This is a genomic window from Natronolimnobius baerhuensis, from assembly GCF_002177135.1.
Lineage (GTDB): Archaea > Halobacteriota > Halobacteria > Halobacteriales > Natrialbaceae > Natronolimnobius > Natronolimnobius baerhuensis.
The window spans coordinates 841,105-860,628 of the sequence record NZ_MWPH01000002.1; the positions used below are offsets into that span (position 1 = coordinate 841,105).

The window sequence follows — 19,524 nt, forward strand, 5'->3', positions numbered from 1 at the left end:
TGTTGAACTATGGAATCGCGCACGCAGGAGCGCGTCGAACAATGGGATTCTCGCCCGTTCAGTGGCGGTTACGATGGACTTTCGGATCTCGCTGATAGTGGATTCTCCGGGGCCGTTACGGCAGCAAGCACGTGGTTGTTTATGCTTAATGGCCGTATCGTGGGCGTCGTCGACGGTGCAATCGACGACTTCGAGGCCGCCTCCGGGACAACGTATCAGGCACCGCATCCATCGCTGCCGCTACTGTATGCGATGGACGAACAGGGTGGCGAGACGCGGGCACAGTACTATACGAACGAAACGTCGCTTGCAGAGGTGGATCAGACGCTGCAGGATGGCTCCTTTACTGGCTATATCGAACTGAGCGAAAACGTCCTCAGTGGCGACTACTACGCCGTCTACTACGGCGGCCGACGGATGGCTGCGGCCTATATCGGGAACGCCGAACGGTTGGTGACCGGTGATGAGGCGTTCGAAAAGGCCAACGACGAAGTCGGCATCTACGAAGTAATCGACGTTGAAATCACCGTCACTGATGTCCCCGGGAGCGACCCGGATACAGCGACCGAACCCGACTCGGAGCCGTCTCCCACTGGCACTGACCGCGACGCCACCTCGAGTGTAGCCGGCCTCGAGACCGACCCCGAACCGGAGCCAAGTGTCGACCCGACCGAGAGTGCCGTCGACCCAATCGACGTCTCGAGCGGTGACGCTGTATCGGTCGAAACGGATGCAACGGGACTCGAGGACCTCACCGCAACGGGTGAGGAGTCAGCCGATGGCGCGTCCAACGACGCCGACGACGCAGCCGGGATTACAACGGCCTACGACGAGACGGCGACGACGGAGTCCGCATCAGGGATCACCGACGTCGACGTCGATGTCGAGACCGGTTCTGACGCTGGCAACGCTGGTGCGGACGTTCCTGGCGACGAGACAGGAAAAGACGCCACGCAGGCGTCAGAGTCGAGCGCTGCCGAAGCCGACTCGGAGGCCCAATCCGGCTCTGGCCCTGATCCTGCAGACGTCGAAGCCGCAGCCGAGCAACTCGAACAAAACGATATCTCCTGGACTGACGACAAGAGCGGAGATGATGACAGCGTGGAGACGGCCGCCGAACCCGCCACAAGCGAGTCTGCCGAGCCATCGACAGACGTCGGCGATGTGGACGAACCCGATGCAGACTCGAGTACGGTCGCTTCGTCTCAATCCGCCGCTGACGCTGCGGACGCGACTGGGGCCGCTGTGACGACTGACGCGGCCGACACGGACGACGACGCAGACGATGACACTGCCGAGGGCGACGAAGACGACTCACAACTCGAGGAGCGCTTCGAGGAAGAAGAACAGTGGCGCGAGACACGCCAGATCCCGTCAATTGATCCGGATAACTCGGTGACGACGGAATCGACAGCGAAGACCCGCGCCCGAAATCGTCGCGCGCGACGCGCAGACTCGAACTCGAGTCAGTCAGCGTCCCAGTCCGATTCCAGTCCGAGCGCTGATGCGGCTGGCTCCTCCCGCCAGTCATCACAGACAGACACAGCTGAGTCACACCAGACAGACTCGACGCCCTCGCGTACACGCACGGAGACGACTTCCAACACGGGCCAGCGCTCGAGGAGCACCGACTCCGACCGGACGACTACGAGCGAGGCAACCGATACGGCAGCGTCACAGACGCCCACAGCCGAGCGAAACACCCGTCTCGAGCGCCTCACCGACCGAATTGAACGCCTCGAGGAACAACGAGAAGCCCTCGAGTCGAAGAACAAGGAACTCGTCTCCGAGCGCAACCGCCTGCGCACACAGAATCAGGAACTGTCAGACACGGTCAACCGACTCGAGGCCCGAATCGACGACCTCGAATCGAGTGCTGCCAGTGGAGACGACGCTGTCAGCGCCGCAACCGCTCTCTCGCCAGCCCAGGCACTCGCTGGCACGAATCTCTTCGTGCGCTACGCCTCGAAGAGCCAGCCCACACTCGAGATGGCTCACGACGGCGAGGCCGACCGCGACGAGGTCGCGACGAATCTCCGCCTCGAGCAACACACGGAGTTCGAGGCCGACAGTGTTGCTGTCGATGGCACGCCGTACGAGGAGTTCCTCGCTTCGACGATGGCCTATCAGTTCGTCGACTGGCTCACCGAGATGGCGCTGTACGAAATCCGTGACACTGGCAACGCGGGCGGTCTCGGTGACCTCTACGATGCGATCCCCCGAATCGACCGCGCCGAACTGAACGCGACGATTTCGCTCGCCGATGACGAGACCGACGACGTACCGGACGAACTCACGTTCGACGTCGTCGCATTCGACAAGATGGGCAACCCGCTCGTCCTCGCCACACTGAATGACTCACGCGAGCCAGTCACCGAGGACACGCTCGTCGAACTCGAGGAAGCGGCCTCTGCAGTCAAGGCGAATTATCCCGACCTCGCCGCCTCGATGGCCATCACCTCGAGTTACTTCGAACCCGGCGCACTCGAGGTCACAGAGCAGGCAACAAGCAGTGGATTCCTCAGCCGTGGCTCGAAACTGAGCTACGTCAACCTCTCTCGGAAGAGCGGCTACCACCTCTGTCTCGTCGAATCGCGCTCGGAAGGGTTCCACATGAACGTGCCCGAGCTGTAGCTCCTCGCGACACCCGCTGTCGATGGATTCTTTGCTTCATTTCTGCGTGTTCCAAGAGTGGCGACTGGACGGCGTCGGCTCGTGAGTGCCAGTCAGCGCGCTCACCGCGGTAGCAAAAAGCGAAAAGAGAAGTTACTGTCCCGCTGTCGCGGCGAACGCGAGCGACTCGAGTTCACAGCGGACTGCGGCGATGAGCGAATATCGCGTGTCTCTCGAGCGATTAGCCTTCGATTTCGGCGACGTCTTCGATCTTCATGCCGTCGAGTTTGTCGACGATGTCGTCGAGTTTGCCGTCGAGTTCGTCGACGAATTCGACGGTGCGCTCGGTCTTGATCGCACCCTGGCTCGAGGGCTCGATGAGGTTTTCTTCCTCGAGGACGCGAAGTGAGTAGCGTACCTTGTGGTGTGGGTAGCCTGTTTCGTTGGACATCTTGACGATCCCAATCGGTTCGTTTTCGATAACCATCTTCAGGACCTGCAGATGTCGTTCCAGCATATCGACTTCCTTCTCAAGTCGGTCTATCATGGCATTTGTTAACTTGTCTTTCCACCTTTTAAAGGTTACTCTCGAGAACGGACTAATCAACGAACAACATGATGCTCGTTTGTGCGAGTAGTTAACGATTCCGTTCGAGGAGGGTCGCACCGACGACTGGCGTACCCTCATGCGATTCGGAGTGGGTTGTGTGATGATCGACTCGCGCTCGAGGGAGAACTGTGTGATCTGGGCGGTACTGAGTGTCTCTCTGCAGTGTGTGGTGCTACCGTGTACCGTCTCTACGTGGGTGTTGGTGATGTCTGCAGTGGCCGGGATACCGTAATCTGTTTATCGACACGGCAAGAATCCGCCGCTGTTATGACCGTCACAATCGTCGGGTCGCAACTCGGCGACGAAGGTAAGGGTGGGGTCGTCGATCTCTACGGCGACGCTGCCGATGTCGTTGCCCGCTATCAGGGCGGCGACAACGCTGGACATACCGTCGTCCACGATGGCGAAAAGTACAAACTCTCGCTCGTGCCATCGGGTGCCGTTCGGGGGAAGATCGGTGTCCTTGGCAACGGCTGTGTAATCAACCCACGGACGCTGTTCGACGAAATTTCGACGCTCGAGGAGAAGGGACTCTCTCCCGACGTGCGGGTCGCCGAACGCGCCCACGTCATCCTGCCGTTCCACCGCGTTCTCGATGGCATCGAGGAGGATGTCAAAAGCGAGGACGACCAGGAAGTCGGGACGACTGGGCGGGGCATCGGGCCGACCTACGAGGACAAAGCGGGCCGCCGCGGCGTCCGCGTGGGCGACCTGCTCGATCCCGAGGTCCTCCGCGAGCGTCTCGAGTATGTCGTGCCCCAGAAACGGGCGCTCATCGAGGATGTCTACGGCGCAGACGTCTCGGACCTCGAGAATCCGGAGGCGTTTGACGTCGATGCACTCTTCGAGGAGTTTGCCGAAATTGGCGAGCGTCTCGCCGAGCAGGACATGACCGTCAACGCCAGCGCGTTCCTCACGGAGGCGATGGCCGAGGGCAAGACCGTCATGTTCGAGGGCGCACAGGGGACGATCATCGATATCGACCACGGGAACTATCCCTACGTCACGTCCTCGAACCCGACCGCGGGCGGCGCAGCGGTCGGCACGGGCCTGAGCCCGAACGTCATTGCTGATGGCGAAATCATCGGTATCGTCAAAGCCTACCTCACGCGCGTCGGCAGCGGCCCGCTCCCGACCGAACTCGGCGGCGTCGAAGGCGACACGCCAGGCTACGACGAGCAAGGCGACGGCGAGAACGAAGAACTCGCAACGTACATCCGCGAGGAAGGCGGCGAGTACGGGACTGTTACCGGCCGCCCACGCCGCGTCGGCTGGCTCGACATGCCAATGTTGCGCCACTCCGCGCGCGTCAACGGCTTCACTGGGCTCGCGGTCAACCACATCGACGTGCTTGCCGGGCTGGACGAAGTGAAAGTCGGCCACAGCTACGACCTCGATGGCGAGGAACTCGAGGCGATGCCCCCAACGACCGAGGAGTGGGGTCGCTGTGAGGCGAACCTCCGGACGTTCGACGGCTGGGAGGCAGTCGACTGGGCCGCCGTCGCGGCGGAGGGCTACGACGCCATCCCCGAGAACGCACGCGCGTATCTCGAGTACCTCAGTGACGAACTCGACGCACCAATCTATGCGGTTGGCGTCGGACCTGGGCGCGAGGAAACCGTCGTCGTCGAGAATCCATACGAGTAACGCGAAGAGTACGACCGAGTACCGCATGCGGGCCGCCCGCCACACTCGTCACGCGGCGCGTTCCCGAAACCTTTTGCTGGATGCGGCCAGCCTACGTAGTATGAAGGAGTCGTTGCTGGAGATCCTCCGCTGCCCGCTGGACAAACACGAGTTGGAACTCGAAGACGCAGAGTATGGCGATGACGATGAGGAAATCGTCTCGGGAACGCTCGTCTGTACCGAATGCGGCGAGCGCTACCCAATCGAGGATGGCATCCCGAACCTGCTCCCACCTGACATGCGCGAGGAAACCCCGGCCTGATCGACCGTGCCCGTCTCTCGGACCGAGGTCACCGTTCACGTCAACCGCGAGGCCACCGATACGCTCGAGACAGACATGCCTGCGCTCGAGGCTCGCGGGTCGTTTGCACTTCATCTGCAGGGACATGACACCCCTGCACACGTCCACTGTCGGCTCAACGGCGACAGACGCTTTTCCCAGATCGTCTCGATTGACGGGCCGAACTACTACGTCGAGGCCAATGATATGATTACCGTTCCTATCTCGGTCGCCGCGACCGATATCGACGGCTCACTCGAGGGCGAACTCGAGGTGCTGACAGGCTACGGATCCGAGTCAGTAACAATCGACGTGACCGTCAAACCGAAACCGGCCACCGTCGACATCGATGAATCGTTTTCGAAGCCGCGAGCCGAGACAACGACTGAGCAGTCGCCCCTCGAGCAGGCACTCGAGCGCGCCAGCGCAGTTGGCCTCGAGCCAGGCACACTCGCACTCGCTGCACTGGGTGTGCTCGCACTCGGTATCGGCGTCTCGACGGCGGCAACGATTGGCGGCCCGGCAGCAATGATCGCCTTGCTGGTCGTCGTCGGTGGCGTGACCACGGCGCTGGCACTGGTTCTCAGCTAAGAGTTACTCGGAGCGCTCTCGAGCGTCAAGTTCGCCGTCATCAAAGCGCTTCGCTCGCAGGTATCGCGCGCGATACCGATTTGCGCCGTCATTTACGTCGGCTTCGCGGATGTCATCAACCCGGCCGTCGGCGACCGCATCGATGAGATCCGCGAGCTGGTTCCACTCGCTCGTCGTCAACTCGAGTTCGTACGTTTTCTCGGTTTCAGACTCGAGGATCGCCCATTTACGGGCGGCAGCGACGACAAGCGAGCAGGGCTCTCGACACGGGAACGGGCCGTCGCCGCCTGCAGGCTCGAGATCGTCGCCTGCGTCGTACTCCCATTCGCGTCGGCGCAGACACTGTGAGTCGACACAGCAGGCTTCGGCCAGCCAGTTGAGTGCCTCGCGTGGCAACTCATCGATCACGTCGTAGATGCCGGTCTGGCGCGCGGCGGTATCGACCCAGTGGTCGACGTCCAGATTCCCACGCTGCTCGCGGTGCCAGTTGGCAATCGTCGCCGGGTAGATGAACCCGACGGTGTCGACCAGTTCCTGTCCCGAGAGGCCGGTGAATGCCCACCCTGAGCGAAGCGTCGGCGCGGTCTTGAGCGGGCGATAGCGGCCGTCTTCGTCGGTCGTCGCAATCTTGCGCGCGTCTCGTGGCTCATCGAGCACCTCGAGTTCCTCGAGCGCCGTGTCGGCGTCGTCGACGTGCCAGCAGTCATAAACGCGCTCGCCGTTCGGGTCGTCATTGTCAAGAAAGCGGGCAGTGATCGCCAGTTGCCCCCACTCGCGGTCGATGCCAGTCTCGAGAGCGGCGTCTCGCTCTGGGGGAGTGAGCGACTCATCGCCCGGTTCGGCTCCCTGCGTCTCATCAGTGGAACGCGGCGCGTGCTCACACCACCGCAAGAACGCACGGCGAGCAGTTCCCTCGCCGCCGGTGCGTACCTGCCAGTGATACCAGTTGCGAACGTATGGCTCGAGGTCGTCAAGACCAGTCAGTACGTCACGGAGAACGGCGGCCTCGAGTCCGTCGCGTTCGATAGTCGGCGTTGAGAGCGTGTAGGTCTCCTCACCATCGGACTCGAGTCGAATGCCATCGAACGCGACTGGGCCATCGTCTGCGTGCTCGAGGAGTGTGTCGACAGCAGTTTCGAGGGCAGTCATGAGTCAGTCACCGGCTTTCCGTTTGTCCGCGCGTGACTCGAGTCGGACTCGGGCGCTCCGGCGTCGTTGTGCGTTGTGTCCCGCCGAATGCGCTCGAGTGCATCACCAAGCGTTGCGCCCGCGTCGGAGGCACGCTCGAGGAGGACGTCCGCGAGGAGGGGTTCGGTGCCGACCGCGCCAGCGTACCAGATGCGGTGGCCGTCGACCGTACTTGGGACGTCCCAGCCGAGTCGGTAATCGTCAGTGAGGCCCATGTCTTCGGGAATGTCCTCCTGAGTATGGTAGCCGTCGGCGATAAAGAGCGGGACGACGACGATATCGTCGGTTTCGAAGTACTCCGTCACGTCGTCGACCTCGGGCTCCTCGTCCATGAACAGTGCCTGGACCGCGTCGAATCGGTCGCGCTCGCGGATGCGCTCGGTGTGGTACTCGATTGCCTTCGCGGAGTTTTCGTTCCGGTCGGTCCCGTGACCGACGACCGCGAGGCCAACCCCCTCGCCGACGTCGTGATCACCCGTCACCGTCTCAGCGCGCTGGACGATTACGTCCGTCATCGAATCGTGGGTGCCGACCGGCCCACAGTAGTGGACCGTCTTCTCGGCGTCGCCGACCTCGAGCGTTACCTCCGTTGCGCTCGTCCCGTCTGAATCCCATTTTTCGGGGTTCCAGCCCTCGAGTCGCAGTTCTCGAGGAATCACCTGCTCGGTGAAGTAGCCCTCGCTGATAAACAGCGGGACGACAAAGATTTCTTCGGACTCGAGGGTTCGGATGACCTCGCGAAAGTGTGGTTCTTCCTTCCAGAACGTTTCGCGAACCTCGTCGAACGCGCCCGTCTCGCGGACGGTATCTGCGTGAGCATAGGTCGGGTCCGAAGCATCCGGATTCAGGTGCGATCCGTGCGCCGCGATGACCAGCGCCTGCATACGACCCCGTTCGGACGCAGTCGGTTTATACCCACTGACGCCGCCAAATCTGACGCCCTCGAGGCGACCAGCGGGGAGCCTCCGTCACTCGAGTCCGAGCCAACGCCGGCTGCTGAGCCTGCAGACTAAGTGAAATTGGGGTTCGGGTTCAGACGTGGACACGGTTTTCATCGTCTTCGTCAGTGCTCGACGCTGAATTCGGCGCGAGCCTCACAGGTGGCTTCTTGTGCTCGCAGTTGTGCAACGGCAGTGTATGCGCCTGGCTGTGGATCCGGCCACTCGCCGTCGTAGGTCGCTGATTCTCCGGGTTCGAGTCGATCCGAACTGAGCAGTTGCATGAACGCCTGGCCCTCCGTAAAACGCCAGACCTCCTGCCCCCCATCGTAGACGATAAACTCGGCCGACGCGGCATCTGCAAACTGCACCTCGAGCGGCTCTGAGCCAGTGTTCGTGATGGTGAACACAAACTCGACGGGTGCCCCATCATCTTCCGTACGCCTCGTCTCGAGTGCTCCCTCGAGTGTCATACCATCCGTCCAACGGACCGCGGTAAGTCAGTTCCGGGGCGGCTCAGTCGGGTGTGTCGGGTACTCGAGACGCGCCATCTATGCCTGAGATTATCATGCACATATTTTATGTAGATAGCTGACCGAGACTGAATCGTCACCGGACGATAGCAAGGCTGGTGAACGGCTGGGCAACGCATCGCGTGTAACCACTCGAGGGACGAGCCACGCCTCCGCTGGATGGATTTCTACGGGGCGGAGCCGAGCACATTCTTGCGTGGCTCGCTTTTACACCCGTCACTGTATCCCGGTAGCGATATCCCGGTCTGGACCGAACATCGGCTGTGCAATGCGTTGGCTACGAGCCGAGCGGTCGCGGGTCGGCGCTGGTTCTCACTACCGCTGACGACGACGGCTTCGAGCGCCAGACACTCGAGGCGGGGACCAGCCTGTCCTATACGCTCGGAGAGCGCCACTGTGCGGGCGTCATCGACGGTGAGGAACACATCGCCTGTGACAGACCGTCAGCGCCCTACTGTGAATTCCATACGAGTACTTGGGTCTGTGCCCGCTGTACCGGCACTTGCCTGAAAGACGAGATGGACTGTTACGAGGACCACGCCGTCTATATCGCCGCGTTCGGCCCCGATACGTTCAAAGTCGGCGTCACCAAACTGTGGCGACTCGAGACCCGTCTCCGCGAGCAGGGAGCCGACCGCGCGGCCCACATCCACACAGTTTCGAACGGCCGTATCGCCCGCGAACTCGAGGCCGAACTCGCTACCCGACTCACGGATCGCGTGCGAACCGGCCCGAAAATCGCCTCGCTCGCAAGCCCAGTCGATCTCGAGGCCTGGGAGCGAACGCTCGAGTCACTCGAGACCGACGTTCTCGAACGATTCTCATTTGAATATGGACTCGACCTCGAGACACAGCCGGTCGCGGAGACGCTCGCGTCGGGCACCGTCGTCGGCGTCAAGGGCCGAGTGCTTGTGCTCGAGCGCGCCGGGACGACCTACGCCGTCGATATGCGCGACCTCGTGGGCTACGAACTGGCAGACGGAGCAACAGACCGCAGTTTGCAGTCGTCGCTTGGCTCGTTCGGGTAGCAGTGGAGAGTAGCATGCTGTTATCCGACAGAATATTGTACAAATACTGCATTTATGCTGGGGAAGCAGTTACTGAATCCGCCAGATACGCATCTGAAATATGTCGAAAGTGCCCCGCGGAATACAGCGTGCAAGTGTGGGACGGAGGGAGAGACGGTCTGTGATGAGTAGTGATGGACCAGGTAGCTATTCTACCCAATAGTCAACACTTGATCAGCGGTCGTAACAACGTCAAGAAGATCAGTCATAGTTGAGATTGGACAGATCTCACTCTCGTCACTATTCCGGATTTCTAAGCAGGTTCCACACGCCAGCAATTCACCGCCTGACTCAGCGAATGCTTCCATTCGCTCTCGCACATCAAACTGGTCATCCGTAATCTCCTCGGCTTCGACGCCGTCACCAAGCAAAAACACAGAGACATCCTTCCCGTCTTCCACTGCAGTGATTCCGAGACGCAAAGCGTTCCACGCACGTTCGGGGTCGCTGGTTTCGAGTACGATTCCTAACTTTTCTACGTCGTCACCGCCTACTGAGTCGGACATGTATTGTATAGTTGCCCCAATACTAAATAAGTCTGTTGCCTATTGACAGTCCCGTTGGTAACGTGTTCACAGAATCTCAATACCGTTGACAATCGATACTGGGGTACTGAATATGCGATCTGTGGGTAGTCCCAACGACCGTTAGCCGAGTTCGAGTTTTCGATCACCCGTCTCACCCCACTGCTCGAGTCGCTCATCCTCGACACCATAATCGATACTGTACGGCGTTTGCAGGTCCCAATTCGACGGCTGCAGACTCGCTCTCGCCTCGTCTGTGAACTGCCTGCTCACCGCTCGAGCGGCCTCGTCGTAGTCGTCGCCGCGGTGGAGGTACGACGAACTGGGGTCGAACACGTCGAGATGGGCATGAATCGCCGCTCGCTCGGCATCGACGGGCCAGACGTGGACGTGTGCCCAGCCGTCGCCGAGGCGTGGCCGCCGAACCGAGAGCGCTGGCTCGATCAATTCCTCACGGCGGTCGTCCCACGCTCGCGCTGGACTATCCGGGAGCAGTTGCGTCCACTCGAGATTTGTGAGACCTGTAAATTCGGCTTCGATTGCGGCTATCGCCGGCTGGCTCCCGGGCACGCGAACGTGGACGTTGATCGGCATCGAGACGCGCCACTCGCCGTCGTCGTTGCGCTTGTAGACACACGTCGGATACTCTGTCTCGAGGTCGCGTTCGACGATGTCACTCGCGTCAGCCTCGGTCACGGTTTCAGCGCGCGCGGGGCGAGCGCTGGCACCAACTGCGACGGCGCTGCCGATCCCGGCAAGTGTCTCGCGTCTGGTCACGTCTCGAGCCATGTCGGGTTCCAGTCCGGCGTCTCTCGAAAGAAGGGTTCGGCCTGAGTGTTCCGGGGTCGATTACGGAAGAAGGAGTGAGCGAGTTGGCGCGACGCAAAGACAGGCGCGTCAGACCGCTTCGCCGATAGCAGCCGTCTGCTCTGCGACCTCGAGCAGGGTCGACCAAGTGTTCATCGCGGCGCGCAAGGCGATAACGTCAGTTGCAGTAATCTGAATGCAAATCGTCGAGTCGGCACGCTCGAGGGTAGTCTGTGAGCGTTCGTCGTCGATTTCGCCGATTTCGCGGGCGATGCTATCGGCGACGAGGTGGGCGCGAGCAGGAGTCTCGTACTCGAACTCGAGCGTCGCGTCGTGAGAAGACACCTTACTGGACGCCGACTTCCTTGACGTCACGGCTGCGTTCTTTCAGGAGGACGCGGTTTCCGCAGTACGGACAGCGGACGCCGCCGTACTCATCGAGCTGAACATCGCGTTTACAGCGGGAGCATTTGTAACTCATGCGTAGTGAGAGCGTCGTGAATTAGTCGTCTTCGCCGAGTGCGGCGCGAATCGAGCGCTTGACGGTTCGGCCGGCAGGGGTCTCTGGGCGGTAGGCACCGCCGGTGAAGACTTCGCCGGTCTCTTCGTTCTTCCAGATGCCGGTGCCGACGCGTGTGACGCTATCGCCGTCGACTTCTGCGCTCTGCATGTCGGCTTCGATCTCGCTGACACGGCGTCGGGCGACGCGGCCGTAGCGTGCGCCAAAGCGGCCTGCGCTCCCAACAGTTCCTTTCTGGGACATAGTAGCGCTATCTACCGTCAGCGGATTCTTAAACCTGTTGAGTCGTCGCTGTGGTGCTGGCTCCATCTCAGCGGCGCTTAGGCTGCCTGTTTGGCAACCGGACCAGTCAGTAACTCTCGGAAGACGAACGCGAGTGCAGCGAGATAGCCAACTGGCGCAAGTGGCGCAGCGAGTAGTCCCGTTGCGATGCCCGTCGTCGTGATGGCTGCGCGAACGAGGACTCCACTGATCGCAAGCAACGGAATCACGGCCAGGACGGCGTCTGGTCGCTCGAGCATAGCTAATTATATCTCATTACAGCCAGCCTCCTAAGGGCGGGACAACCAGCAGACAGTGTCTCTTCCATCGGCTCGTGACAATTCTTGCGTCGGCACCGTCAGCGAACTACTGAAAGTCCGACTCAGAGAGCACGTCGTTGAGATCGTCGCGGATGCGTTCGCCCATCTCGCGGTCGCGTGCGGTCGTCACGACGCGATTTTCCTGCACGCTCGAGCCGTCTCGCAAAAGCATGCGAACGTTGCCGCCATTGTCTGCGCGGGTGACTTTCGCGCGCATCCCGGACTGTGAACCCTTCCCGCCCGCGTCAATCGGGCCGGGGATAACCTTCTTGACGTGTGGATGGCCAGCGACGGCACGGATGGCACGCATGCCAGTGCGCCCCCCGATCAGCGTCGTGTGGCTGCCGCCGATTTTCTCTGCGGGTGGCGTCTCGACGACATCGAGTGCGCGCGTGCTTCGACGCTCGAGAACTGCCTGGACTGGCTCCTCGTCGTCGACGCGATAGAACGAGTGGTGAATGTCGTCTCGTACCGCCCGGATGATTGCTCGTTCGCCGCCTGCATACACTTCCTCGGGTCGCTTGCGTCGGATTTCGTCGCCGATCAACCCCGCGAAGTTCCGCAGTTCGACAACCTCGTTGTCGCCATCTTCCGGCATCGTCGTGATCGTCGTCTCACCGAGGACAGGGTCCGCATCGGCTCGTGGTCCGTGATCGTTCTCGTCGTCCTCACCTGCAAGCATCGTTAGCGTCGCCCGGTCGCGTCCCGCCTCGAGCACCACCGCCTCAGTGTTGCGTTCCCGACAGACCAGACAGAAGTCTCCGGGTTTCTCGAGTGGCGAGGCACAGTGGCGACACTTCATAGCGGGGGTTTTCGTCGCGCGTGTAAAACAAACCCGCTTTTGGTGCTCGCCGTGACCGCCGTCGGCATAGTCGTCCAGAACCCTCAAGACTCGCCCCGTCGTACGGATGGTCGATGCATCGGCGTCGACTCCTCGCGCTCGTGCCAGCGGGTCTCGTCTCGAGCGCTGGCTGTCTCGAGTACGTCACAAACGATAACGGCGAGGATATTACGGAACCTGGTGATGTCGACATCGTCTGGGACGACCTCGTTCGCGACGATCCCGGAACCGACGACGAGCGAGTGACAGTCTGGGGCGTCGTCAGAAATATCGGCGAGCGAACGCTGTACTACGTCGAAATCCGGGCGACCTTCTACGATGCGGAGGGTGAGGAACTCGAGAGCGTCATCGAGAACGTCGACGACGACGTCTCGACGGGTGAAGAGTGGGCATTCGAAGTCGAGTTTCCACACTTTGGTGAGCGAGCGGCCGAGGTCGAAACGTACGAACTCGAGCCGGCAACGGGTGTCTAACGAGCTCTGGTGGTGGCTCTGTAGTCCGACTCGAGTGGGCTGGGACGTGCGGATGCGAACGGAGACGACGCGTGTGTCGCTGGAGACAGGCGAAACCACGACGATCCGGCCATGACAGACCACGACGAGGGTGTGACGACGCTTGCACGCCAGGGCAGTATCACGTTTATCGGAAACGTGGTCAACGGCGTCTTCGGCTTTGCCATCGTCATGTTGATGACGCGGTTCGTCAGCCCCTCCGTCTACGGGCTGTTCGTCCTCGCAACCTCGGTTATTCTGTTCATGCAAGTGTTTGCGAACCTTGGCCTCCCGCTCGCAATCGACTATTTCGTCCCGCAGTACCTCGACGAGGGCGAACACGGGAAGGCAAAGGGCGTCATCGTCCAGGTGACGGCGACGGTGCTCGTGACGTCCTCGCTGGTCGCGTTCGCCATCGCAGCGGGCTCCGGCTTCATCGGCAATCTCTTTCAGGAGCCCGCGATGCAGATCGCGCTCTTGTTGCTGTCGGTCACGATTCCGATGCTCGCGATTTACAACGTCTTGCTCACCTCTTACTACAGCATCAAAAAGCTCCAGTACCGCGTCATCATGCGCGATCTGGTTCGACCGAGCGTCCGATTCGCCGTCACTGCTGGATTCTTGCTCGCCGGCTTTGGCCTGCTCGGACTCATCGGCGGCTACGTCATCGGCCTGTTCGTCGCGATCACCATCGGCACAGCCATCTTCGTCTCGAAAGCCTGGACCCTCCTGACGGCCGACCTCGAGTTGGTCGCACCGAAGCCGCTCGTGACCTACTCAGTGCCGCTGGCGATGACGAGCGTCGTCTTCGTTCTGATGGGCAATGTTGATTACTTCGTGCTCGGGTACTTCCTCGATTCGGACGACGTGGGCATCTACCGCGTCGGCTACATGCTCGGCTCCGGGTTGATGATCATCTTCAACTCGCTGTCACCGGTGTTCAAGCCCCTCATTGCGGAGACGAGAGACGATATCGATCTGGTCGAACAGCGGTTTCGGATCATGGCCCGCTGGATCGCGGGCATCACCTTGCCGATTACCATCATCCTCTCGCTGGGCGCGAGTTCCTACCTCGCCGTCCTCTATACGCCCCAGTACGCCGCAGCCAACCTCGTCGTCGTCCTCCTGTGTGGCGCATTCTTGTTCAACGTCACCTTCGGCGGCCCCGACGGCTCGCTCTTGCAGGGCATGGGCTACTCCCGCTTTGTCTTCGCCAACACCATTGTCCTCTTCGGTGCGAACTTCATCGTCTCGATCACGCTCGTGCCGATCTTCGGCATGGAAGGCGCAGCCATCGGCTCCGCGGTCGCACTCGTCCTCGTTGGGCTGCTCACGCTCGCCGAAATATACTATCTCGACGGCATCCATCCCTTTACCCGCGATTTCGCCAAAATCGTCGTCAGTGGCGTCCCCGCAACCGTTGCTGGCGCACCAGTCGTCTACCTCCTCGAGTCGGACCTCCTTGTCGTGGCCGCGCTCCCGGTGGTCGTCATCGGCGTCTACGTGCTCTCACTGATCGCGATGGATGCGTTCACCGAGGATGACGCACGCATGGCCGCCGAGTTCAGCCCAACACTCGAGAAGTGGTTACCGATTGGGTCCTGACTGCTCGCTAGTGCTCGCGGTCCGCCTCGAACTCCTCGATCCGATCCCGAATCTGTGCTGCCGTCTCGAGTTGGTCGTCGACGATAGCCGCCGTTTCTTCAGCGGACTCGAGGGCGGCTTCGGAGTGGGCGGCGTACTCCGCGGCGAGGGCGATCATTTCGTCGACGCTGTCGACTTGCTCGTCGTTCGCCGTCGCGATTTCTTCGATGCCTGTCGCGGCTTCGTCGACAACAGACGCGATCTCTTCGAAGGACTCGACGGCGTCCTCGATGTCCGAATTCGCCCGTCTGACGCGCTCGTTGGTCTCCTGAGCGGCGGCAACGGTTCGTGCGGTCTGGTTCTGGATCGTGTCGATTCGAGTCGTAATCTCGCTGGTGTGTTCTTTGGTCTCTTCGGCCAGCGACTGGACTTCGTTCGCGACGACGGCGAACCCATCGCCCGCCTCGCCCGCGTGGGCCGCCTCGATGTTCGCGTTCAGCGCGAGCAGGTTCGTCTGATCGGCCACGTCCCTGATCACGTCGACAATGTCGTCGATCTCTTTCATCCGGTTGCGAAGCGTCGTCGCGGTCTCCATCAGTTCGTCGACCGTTTTGACGACCTCCTCCATGCCCTCCTGGGTGTCGGCACTGGTCTCGAGGCCTGCCGTCGCGACCTCCTTTGACTCGTCGGCGGCGCTTGCAACCTCCTCGGCGCTGGCGGCGACTTCCTCCATCGTCGCGCCGTACTCCTGCAGTTCTGTCTGCATCTCGGTTGCCATCTCGACCTGTGTCGCCGCTCGCGACTCGAGGTCGTCCATCGTCTCGGCAATGTCCCGTGCGGTCGTCTCCTGTTCGGTTGCGAGCGTGCCGATTTCGGTCGATATCTGTTGTCTGGCGGCAGCAAGTTCTCGCTCAGTCTGGCGCAGGTCGGTCACATCGCGCATGACCGAAATCGCGCCCATGAGGTCTCCCTCATCGTCGTACATCGGCGCGTTCGAGCAGATCACTTCCCGGGTCTCCCCGTCGTGTGTCAGCACCTCGAGTTCGAGTTCTCGAATCGGTTCTTCAGTGGCGAACGCGCGCTCGATTGCGGTTTCTCGCGTGCCGTGGCTCTCATCGGTTCGGAACAGTTCCCACAGTTCCATTTCGGTCGCTTCGGCTGCTGTGACGCCAGTCAGCTCTGCCATTGCATCGTTGAACACCACGATCTCGCCATCCGCATCGATGGCGATGACGGGCGAGAGTATCTCCTCTAAGGCGTTCGTCCAGACAGCTTCGGCCTCGCTCTCGAGGTAGGTATCCATCGCGACCTGCATATCGAGATTCGTCACGCGAAGCACGGACAGGGCATCCTCGAGCGTCTCGTCGGCCCGCGCTGCGATTCGGTCGTGTGTCTCCGGCTCGAGGTCGTCTTCGATGTCCGCGAGAAATTGCGCAAAGAGTTCCGACAGCAGCCGCTCGTGATACTGCATGTACGAGCCGATATACTGCTTTGCCGGCATGTCGAGCATGCTGTGGAGTTTGCCGATGACCGCTCGCTGGCGAACGTAGTCGACTCCGTAGCCGGGGTCTGATCCCTCGTCGTAGGCGTACTCGCCCAGACTGCGAAGGTACTCGGCCTGCGTGCGCTCGAGTTGAACGAGCGTTCGATCAGAGCGGCCGAGGACAGTTTGCGTTTCCTCGTGCGCAGTCAGATGGTCGTAAAACTCGCCAGCAAAGTCGTCGGCGACGCGGTCGAACAGCGGCGTCAGCGCGGCGAGTCGGGCTTCGTCGTCCGCATCGAAGCCGATGAACTGCTTTCGCCACGCGATGTCGTCCGCGTCGAGATCGATCCCCTCGAGTAAGGCGTCCTCGTCGACGTCTCGGCGGAGGCCGAGACGCGACTGGGTCGGGCCGGATGGCGGCATTGGCACTACCTCGCTACCCGGTCGGTATAGTGATTGTGACTTCGGCCATTCGCGGCCACCATCGCGCATTCGCGGCCACCATCGCGCGACGCACGCGACGGGCAATCGCGCTCGAGCGCACGCACACCCGCGCTGTCGGGCGGTTTCTCGGCGAAAGGATTATCAGCATTTCAGCCGTAGCCGGCGACAATGAGAATCAAGCGTTCGCTGACTCGTCGGGTTGTCCCGGCTGTGCCAGCACCGACGACGGAGGCCTGCCCTCCCAGGGGTGAGTCGCCGTGGAACTGATTATCACCGAGAAGGAAAACGCCGCACGACGGATCGCAGACATCCTTTCGGGTGGGACGTACGACTCGAGTCGCGAGAACGGCGTCAACATCTACGAGTGGGGTGGCACGCGCTGCGTCGGGCTGTCGGGCCACGTCGTCGGCGTCGATTTCCCCTCCGAGTATTCGGACTGGCGCGACGTCGAACCGGTCGAACTGATCGACGCCAGCGTCGAGAAAAAAGCGACCAAAGAGAACATCGTCGCGACGTTGCGGATTCTCGCGCGCAAGGCGACGTCGGCGACGATTGCGACAGACTACGACCGCGAGGGCGAACTCATCGGCAAGGAGGCCTACGAGATCGTCCGCGAGGTCAACGACGAGGTTCCGATCTACCGAGTTCGGTTCTCCTCGATCACGGAAAACGAGGTGCAGGATGCCTTCAACAATCCCGATGAACTGGACTTCGACCTCGCGGCTGCGGGCGAAGCCCGCCAGATTATCGACCTCGTCTGGGGCGCTGCGCTCACCCGATTCCTCTCGCTTTCTGCCGGCCAACTCGGCAACGACTTCATCTCCGTTGGTCGGGTGCAGTCGCCGACGCTCAAACTGATCGTCGACCGCGAGCGCGAGATTCAGGCGTTCGATCCCGAATCCTACTGGGAGCTGTTTGCGGACCTGCACAAAGAGGAAACCAGCTTCGAATCCCAGTACTTCTACCGCGACGAGGACGACAACGAAGCCGAGCGCGTCTGGGAGGAAGCCACCGCCGAAGCGGTCTACGAGACGCTCTCCGAGCGCGATTGCGCGACCGTCGTCGACGTCAACCGCCGCACGCGGACCGACGACCCACCGACGCCGTTTAACACCACGCAGTTCATCCGCGCCGCAAGCTCACTCGGCTACTCCGCCCAGCGCGCGATGTCGATTGCCGAGGACCTCTACACCGCCGGCTATATCACCTACCCGCGAACCGACAACACCGTCTACCCCGATGATCTCGACCCCGAGGAACTGCTCGACGACTTCGTCGGCCATCCAACGCTCGGCGAGTCAGCCGAGGACCTCCTCGAGGCCGAGGAAATCGAGCCAACCGAAGGCGACGAGGAGACGACCGACCACCCGCCAATCCACCCGACCGGCGAAATCCCCGCACGCGGCGGCGACGTGAGCGACGACGAGTGGGAAGTCTACGAACTGGTCGTGCGCCGGTTCTACGCGACTGTCGCCGATCCGGCAATCTGGGAACACCTCAAAGTCGTCTCCGAAGTCGGGGACTGCCGGCTCAAGGCAAACGGCAAGCGCCTCGTCGAGGCCGGCTACCACGACGTCTACCCGTACTTCAACACCAGCGAGAACTACGTGCCCGACGTCGACGAGGGTGAGCAACTTGAGTTGACCGATGTCGAACTCGAGGCCAAAGAGACCCAGCCGCCGCGGCGCTACGGCCAGTCGCGGCTTATCGAGACCATGGAGGACATGGGGATCGGGACGAAATCGACGCGACACAACACCCTCGAGAAACTGTACGACCGGGGCTACATCGAGAGCGATCCGCCGCGGCCGACCAAGCTCGCGATGGCCGTCGTCGACGCCGCCGAGAACTACGCGGACCGCGTCGTCAGCGAGGGGATGACGGCCCAACTCGAGGCCGACATGGACGCCATCGCCAGCGGGGAGGCCGGACTCGAGGACGTGACCGACGAGTCCCGCGAGATGTTAGAAGAAATCTTTGCGAACCTCGCGGACTCTCGCGATGAGATCGGCGACCACCTCCGCAAGTCGCTCAAGGACGACAAACGGCTCGGTCCCTGCCCTGAATGTGGCGAGGACCTGCTTGTCCGGAACAGCCGCCACGGCTCGTACTTCATCGGCTGTGATGGCTATCCCGACTGTGAGAACACCCTGCCGCTTCCCTCGACGGGCAAGCCGCTCATTCTCGAGAGCGAGTGCGAAGACCACGGCCTGAACGAGGTGAAGATGCTCGCGGGCCGCCAGACGTTCGTCCACGGCTGTCCGCTCTGTAAGGCCGAAGATGCCGGCGAAGGCCCGGTTCTGGGTTCCTGTCCCGACTGCGGCGAGGAACACGACGGCGAACTCGCCGTCAAAACGCTCCAGAGCGGCTCCCGACTCGTCGGCTGTACGCGCTATCCCGACTGCGAGTACTCCCTGCCGCTTCCCCGACGCGGCGACATCGAAGTCACCGACGACCGGTGTGAGGAACACGACCTGCCCGAACTGCTGGTCCACAGCGGCGACGAGCCCTGGGAACTTGGCTGTCCGATCTGTAACTACCAGGAGTTCCAGGCCCGCGAAAGCGACTCCGGCTCGGATCTCGAGGCGCTCGAGGGCGTCGGCGCGAAAACTGTCGAAAAGCTCGTCGCGGCCGGCATCGAGAGTCTGAACGACCTGAGCGACGCGGATCCCGACGCCGTCGCCGAGAGTGTCGACGGCGTCAGCGCGGACCGGATTCGCAACTGGCAGGCCGAAGCCTGAGA

The 19,524-nt window shown here is 61.7% G+C and carries 21 protein-coding genes; 9 read left to right on the forward strand and 12 right to left on the reverse strand.

Translation table 11 applies throughout. The annotated features are described in order from the left end of the window. Window positions 1-9: 9 nt before the first annotated feature. Window positions 10-2,634: a DUF7527 domain-containing protein gene (locus B2G88_RS10395; protein ID WP_054862954.1), complete on the forward strand. Its 2,625-nt coding sequence runs from the start codon at window positions 10-12 to the stop codon at window positions 2,632-2,634. A gap of 220 nt (window positions 2,635-2,854) precedes the next feature. On the opposite strand, the gene B2G88_RS10400 is transcribed toward B2G88_RS10395, so the two are convergent. Beyond that, window positions 2,855-3,160, reverse strand: coding sequence for a hypothetical protein (locus B2G88_RS10400; protein ID WP_054862955.1), 306 nt, complete (start codon window positions 3,158-3,160; stop codon window positions 2,855-2,857). A 330-nt stretch (window positions 3,161-3,490) separates the two neighbouring features. On the opposite strand from B2G88_RS10400, the gene B2G88_RS10405 reads away from it, so the two are divergent. The 3 genes from B2G88_RS10405 (at window position 3,491) to B2G88_RS10415 (ending at window position 5,780) form a co-directional block, all read left to right on the forward strand. Then, on the forward strand, window positions 3,491-4,870 hold the full coding sequence (locus B2G88_RS10405) for an adenylosuccinate synthase (RefSeq protein WP_087714722.1): 1,380 nt from the start codon (window positions 3,491-3,493) through the stop codon (window positions 4,868-4,870). A 100-nt stretch (window positions 4,871-4,970) separates the two neighbouring features. Beyond that, complete coding sequence (locus B2G88_RS10410) at window positions 4,971-5,171, forward strand: methytransferase partner Trm112 (protein WP_054862956.1); 201 nt, start codon at window positions 4,971-4,973, stop codon at window positions 5,169-5,171. 6 nt (window positions 5,172-5,177) lie between these two features. After that, window positions 5,178-5,780 carry a DUF7524 family protein gene (locus B2G88_RS10415; protein WP_054862957.1) on the forward strand — a complete coding sequence of 201 codons (603 nt, stop codon included), beginning with the start codon at window positions 5,178-5,180 and terminating at the stop codon, window positions 5,778-5,780. A 3-nt stretch (window positions 5,781-5,783) separates the two neighbouring features. Here B2G88_RS10415 and B2G88_RS10420 read toward each other — a convergent pair whose 3' ends face one another. The 3 genes from B2G88_RS10420 to B2G88_RS10430 form a co-directional block, all read right to left on the reverse strand. Further along, window positions 5,784-6,929, reverse strand: coding sequence for a DR2241 family protein (locus B2G88_RS10420; protein ID WP_087714723.1), 1,146 nt, complete (start codon window positions 6,927-6,929; stop codon window positions 5,784-5,786). After that, window positions 6,926-7,852: a CbiX/SirB N-terminal domain-containing protein gene (locus tag B2G88_RS10425; RefSeq protein WP_087714724.1), complete on the reverse strand. Its 927-nt coding sequence runs from the start codon at window positions 7,850-7,852 to the stop codon at window positions 6,926-6,928. The genes B2G88_RS10420 and B2G88_RS10425 overlap by 4 nt, the downstream gene beginning before the upstream one ends. Before the next feature lie 179 nt (window positions 7,853-8,031). Continuing rightward, a complete protein-coding gene (locus B2G88_RS10430) occupies window positions 8,032-8,379 on the reverse strand; it encodes a BsuPI-related putative proteinase inhibitor (RefSeq protein ID WP_087714725.1) in 348 nt (115 codons plus the stop codon). A gap of 323 nt (window positions 8,380-8,702) precedes the next feature. On the opposite strand from B2G88_RS10430, the gene B2G88_RS10435 reads away from it, so the two are divergent. Further along, a complete protein-coding gene (locus B2G88_RS10435) occupies window positions 8,703-9,467 on the forward strand; it encodes a DUF2797 domain-containing protein (RefSeq protein WP_087714726.1) in 765 nt (254 codons plus the stop codon). 191 nt (window positions 9,468-9,658) lie between these two features. Here the strand turns inward: B2G88_RS10435 and B2G88_RS10440 are convergent, their stop codons facing one another. The 7 genes from B2G88_RS10440 to B2G88_RS10470 form a co-directional block, all read right to left on the reverse strand. Then, window positions 9,659-10,012 carry a DsrE family protein gene (locus tag B2G88_RS10440; RefSeq protein ID WP_087714727.1) on the reverse strand — a complete coding sequence of 118 codons (354 nt, stop codon included), beginning with the start codon at window positions 10,010-10,012 and terminating at the stop codon, window positions 9,659-9,661. Window positions 10,013-10,153: 141 nt separating this feature from the next. Continuing rightward, complete coding sequence (locus B2G88_RS10445; RefSeq protein ID WP_054862959.1) at window positions 10,154-10,819, reverse strand: hypothetical protein; 666 nt, start codon at window positions 10,817-10,819, stop codon at window positions 10,154-10,156. Window positions 10,820-10,927: 108 nt separating this feature from the next. Next, complete coding sequence (locus tag B2G88_RS10450; protein WP_054862960.1) at window positions 10,928-11,182, reverse strand: KEOPS complex subunit Pcc1; 255 nt, start codon at window positions 11,180-11,182, stop codon at window positions 10,928-10,930. 1 nt (window position 11,183) lies between these two features. Beyond that, window positions 11,184-11,318 (reverse strand): DNA-directed RNA polymerase subunit P, encoded by a 135-nt coding sequence (locus tag B2G88_RS10455; RefSeq protein ID WP_054862961.1) that lies wholly within the window; start codon window positions 11,316-11,318, stop codon window positions 11,184-11,186. Between the two features lie 21 nt (window positions 11,319-11,339). Next, window positions 11,340-11,600, reverse strand: coding sequence for an eL43 family ribosomal protein (locus tag B2G88_RS10460; protein ID WP_054862962.1), 261 nt, complete (start codon window positions 11,598-11,600; stop codon window positions 11,340-11,342). A 77-nt stretch (window positions 11,601-11,677) separates the two neighbouring features. Beyond that, a complete protein-coding gene (locus tag B2G88_RS10465; protein ID WP_054862963.1) occupies window positions 11,678-11,878 on the reverse strand; it encodes a hypothetical protein in 201 nt (66 codons plus the stop codon). Between the two features lie 106 nt (window positions 11,879-11,984). Continuing rightward, a complete protein-coding gene (locus tag B2G88_RS10470; RefSeq protein WP_054862964.1) occupies window positions 11,985-12,740 on the reverse strand; it encodes a DUF2103 domain-containing protein in 756 nt (251 codons plus the stop codon). 113 nt (window positions 12,741-12,853) lie between these two features. On the opposite strand from B2G88_RS10470, the gene B2G88_RS10475 reads away from it, so the two are divergent. After that, a complete protein-coding gene (locus B2G88_RS10475) occupies window positions 12,854-13,252 on the forward strand; it encodes an FxLYD domain-containing protein (RefSeq protein ID WP_054862965.1) in 399 nt (132 codons plus the stop codon). A gap of 111 nt (window positions 13,253-13,363) precedes the next feature. Further along, window positions 13,364-14,875, forward strand: a complete 1,512-nt coding sequence (locus B2G88_RS10480; RefSeq protein WP_054862966.1) for a flippase — start codon at window positions 13,364-13,366, stop codon at window positions 14,873-14,875. Between the two features lie 7 nt (window positions 14,876-14,882). Here B2G88_RS10480 and B2G88_RS10485 read toward each other — a convergent pair whose 3' ends face one another. Next, the gene (locus B2G88_RS10485; RefSeq protein ID WP_054862967.1) at window positions 14,883-16,760 is read right to left on the reverse strand and encodes a methyl-accepting chemotaxis protein; all 1,878 of its coding nucleotides are present in this window, start codon (window positions 16,758-16,760) and stop codon (window positions 14,883-14,885) included. 35 nt (window positions 16,761-16,795) lie between these two features. Here B2G88_RS10485 and B2G88_RS19570 point away from each other — a divergent pair, with 35 nt between their 5' ends. Further along, window positions 16,796-17,032 carry a hypothetical protein gene (locus B2G88_RS19570; protein WP_176393216.1) on the forward strand — a complete coding sequence of 79 codons (237 nt, stop codon included), beginning with the start codon at window positions 16,796-16,798 and terminating at the stop codon, window positions 17,030-17,032. A 6-nt stretch (window positions 17,033-17,038) separates the two neighbouring features. Beyond that, window positions 17,039-19,522, forward strand: coding sequence for a DNA topoisomerase I (locus B2G88_RS10490; protein WP_087714729.1), 2,484 nt, complete (start codon window positions 17,039-17,041; stop codon window positions 19,520-19,522). Window positions 19,523-19,524: the final 2 nt, after the last annotated feature.

Excerpts from the sequence above, each read along its gene's own strand:
- B2G88_RS10395 (WP_054862954.1), top strand. The coding sequence starts at position 10 with ATGGAATCGCGCACGCAGGAGCGCGTCGAACAATGGGATTCTCGCCCG.
- B2G88_RS10400 (WP_054862955.1), bottom strand. The coding sequence starts at position 3,160 with ATGATAGACCGACTTGAGAAGGAAGTCGATATGCTGGAACGACATCTG.
- B2G88_RS10405 (WP_087714722.1), top strand. The coding sequence starts at position 3,491 with ATGACCGTCACAATCGTCGGGTCGCAACTCGGCGACGAAGGTAAGGGT.
- B2G88_RS10410 (WP_054862956.1), top strand. The coding sequence starts at position 4,971 with ATGAAGGAGTCGTTGCTGGAGATCCTCCGCTGCCCGCTGGACAAACAC.
- B2G88_RS10420 (WP_087714723.1), bottom strand. The coding sequence starts at position 6,929 with ATGACTGCCCTCGAAACTGCTGTCGACACACTCCTCGAGCACGCAGAC.
- B2G88_RS10425 (WP_087714724.1), bottom strand. The coding sequence starts at position 7,852 with ATGCAGGCGCTGGTCATCGCGGCGCACGGATCGCACCTGAATCCGGAT.
- B2G88_RS10430 (WP_087714725.1), bottom strand. The coding sequence starts at position 8,379 with ATGACACTCGAGGGAGCACTCGAGACGAGGCGTACGGAAGATGATGGG.
- B2G88_RS10440 (WP_087714727.1), bottom strand. The coding sequence starts at position 10,012 with ATGTCCGACTCAGTAGGCGGTGACGACGTAGAAAAGTTAGGAATCGTA.
- B2G88_RS10445 (WP_054862959.1), bottom strand. The coding sequence starts at position 10,819 with ATGGCTCGAGACGTGACCAGACGCGAGACACTTGCCGGGATCGGCAGC.
- B2G88_RS10455 (WP_054862961.1), bottom strand. The coding sequence starts at position 11,318 with ATGAGTTACAAATGCTCCCGCTGTAAACGCGATGTTCAGCTCGATGAG.
- B2G88_RS10460 (WP_054862962.1), bottom strand. The coding sequence starts at position 11,600 with ATGTCCCAGAAAGGAACTGTTGGGAGCGCAGGCCGCTTTGGCGCACGC.
- B2G88_RS10465 (WP_054862963.1), bottom strand. The coding sequence starts at position 11,878 with ATGCTCGAGCGACCAGACGCCGTCCTGGCCGTGATTCCGTTGCTTGCG.
- B2G88_RS10470 (WP_054862964.1), bottom strand. The coding sequence starts at position 12,740 with ATGAAGTGTCGCCACTGTGCCTCGCCACTCGAGAAACCCGGAGACTTC.
- B2G88_RS10475 (WP_054862965.1), top strand. The coding sequence starts at position 12,854 with ATGCATCGGCGTCGACTCCTCGCGCTCGTGCCAGCGGGTCTCGTCTCG.
- B2G88_RS10480 (WP_054862966.1), top strand. The coding sequence starts at position 13,364 with ATGACAGACCACGACGAGGGTGTGACGACGCTTGCACGCCAGGGCAGT.
- B2G88_RS10485 (WP_054862967.1), bottom strand. The coding sequence starts at position 16,760 with ATGCCGCCATCCGGCCCGACCCAGTCGCGTCTCGGCCTCCGCCGAGAC.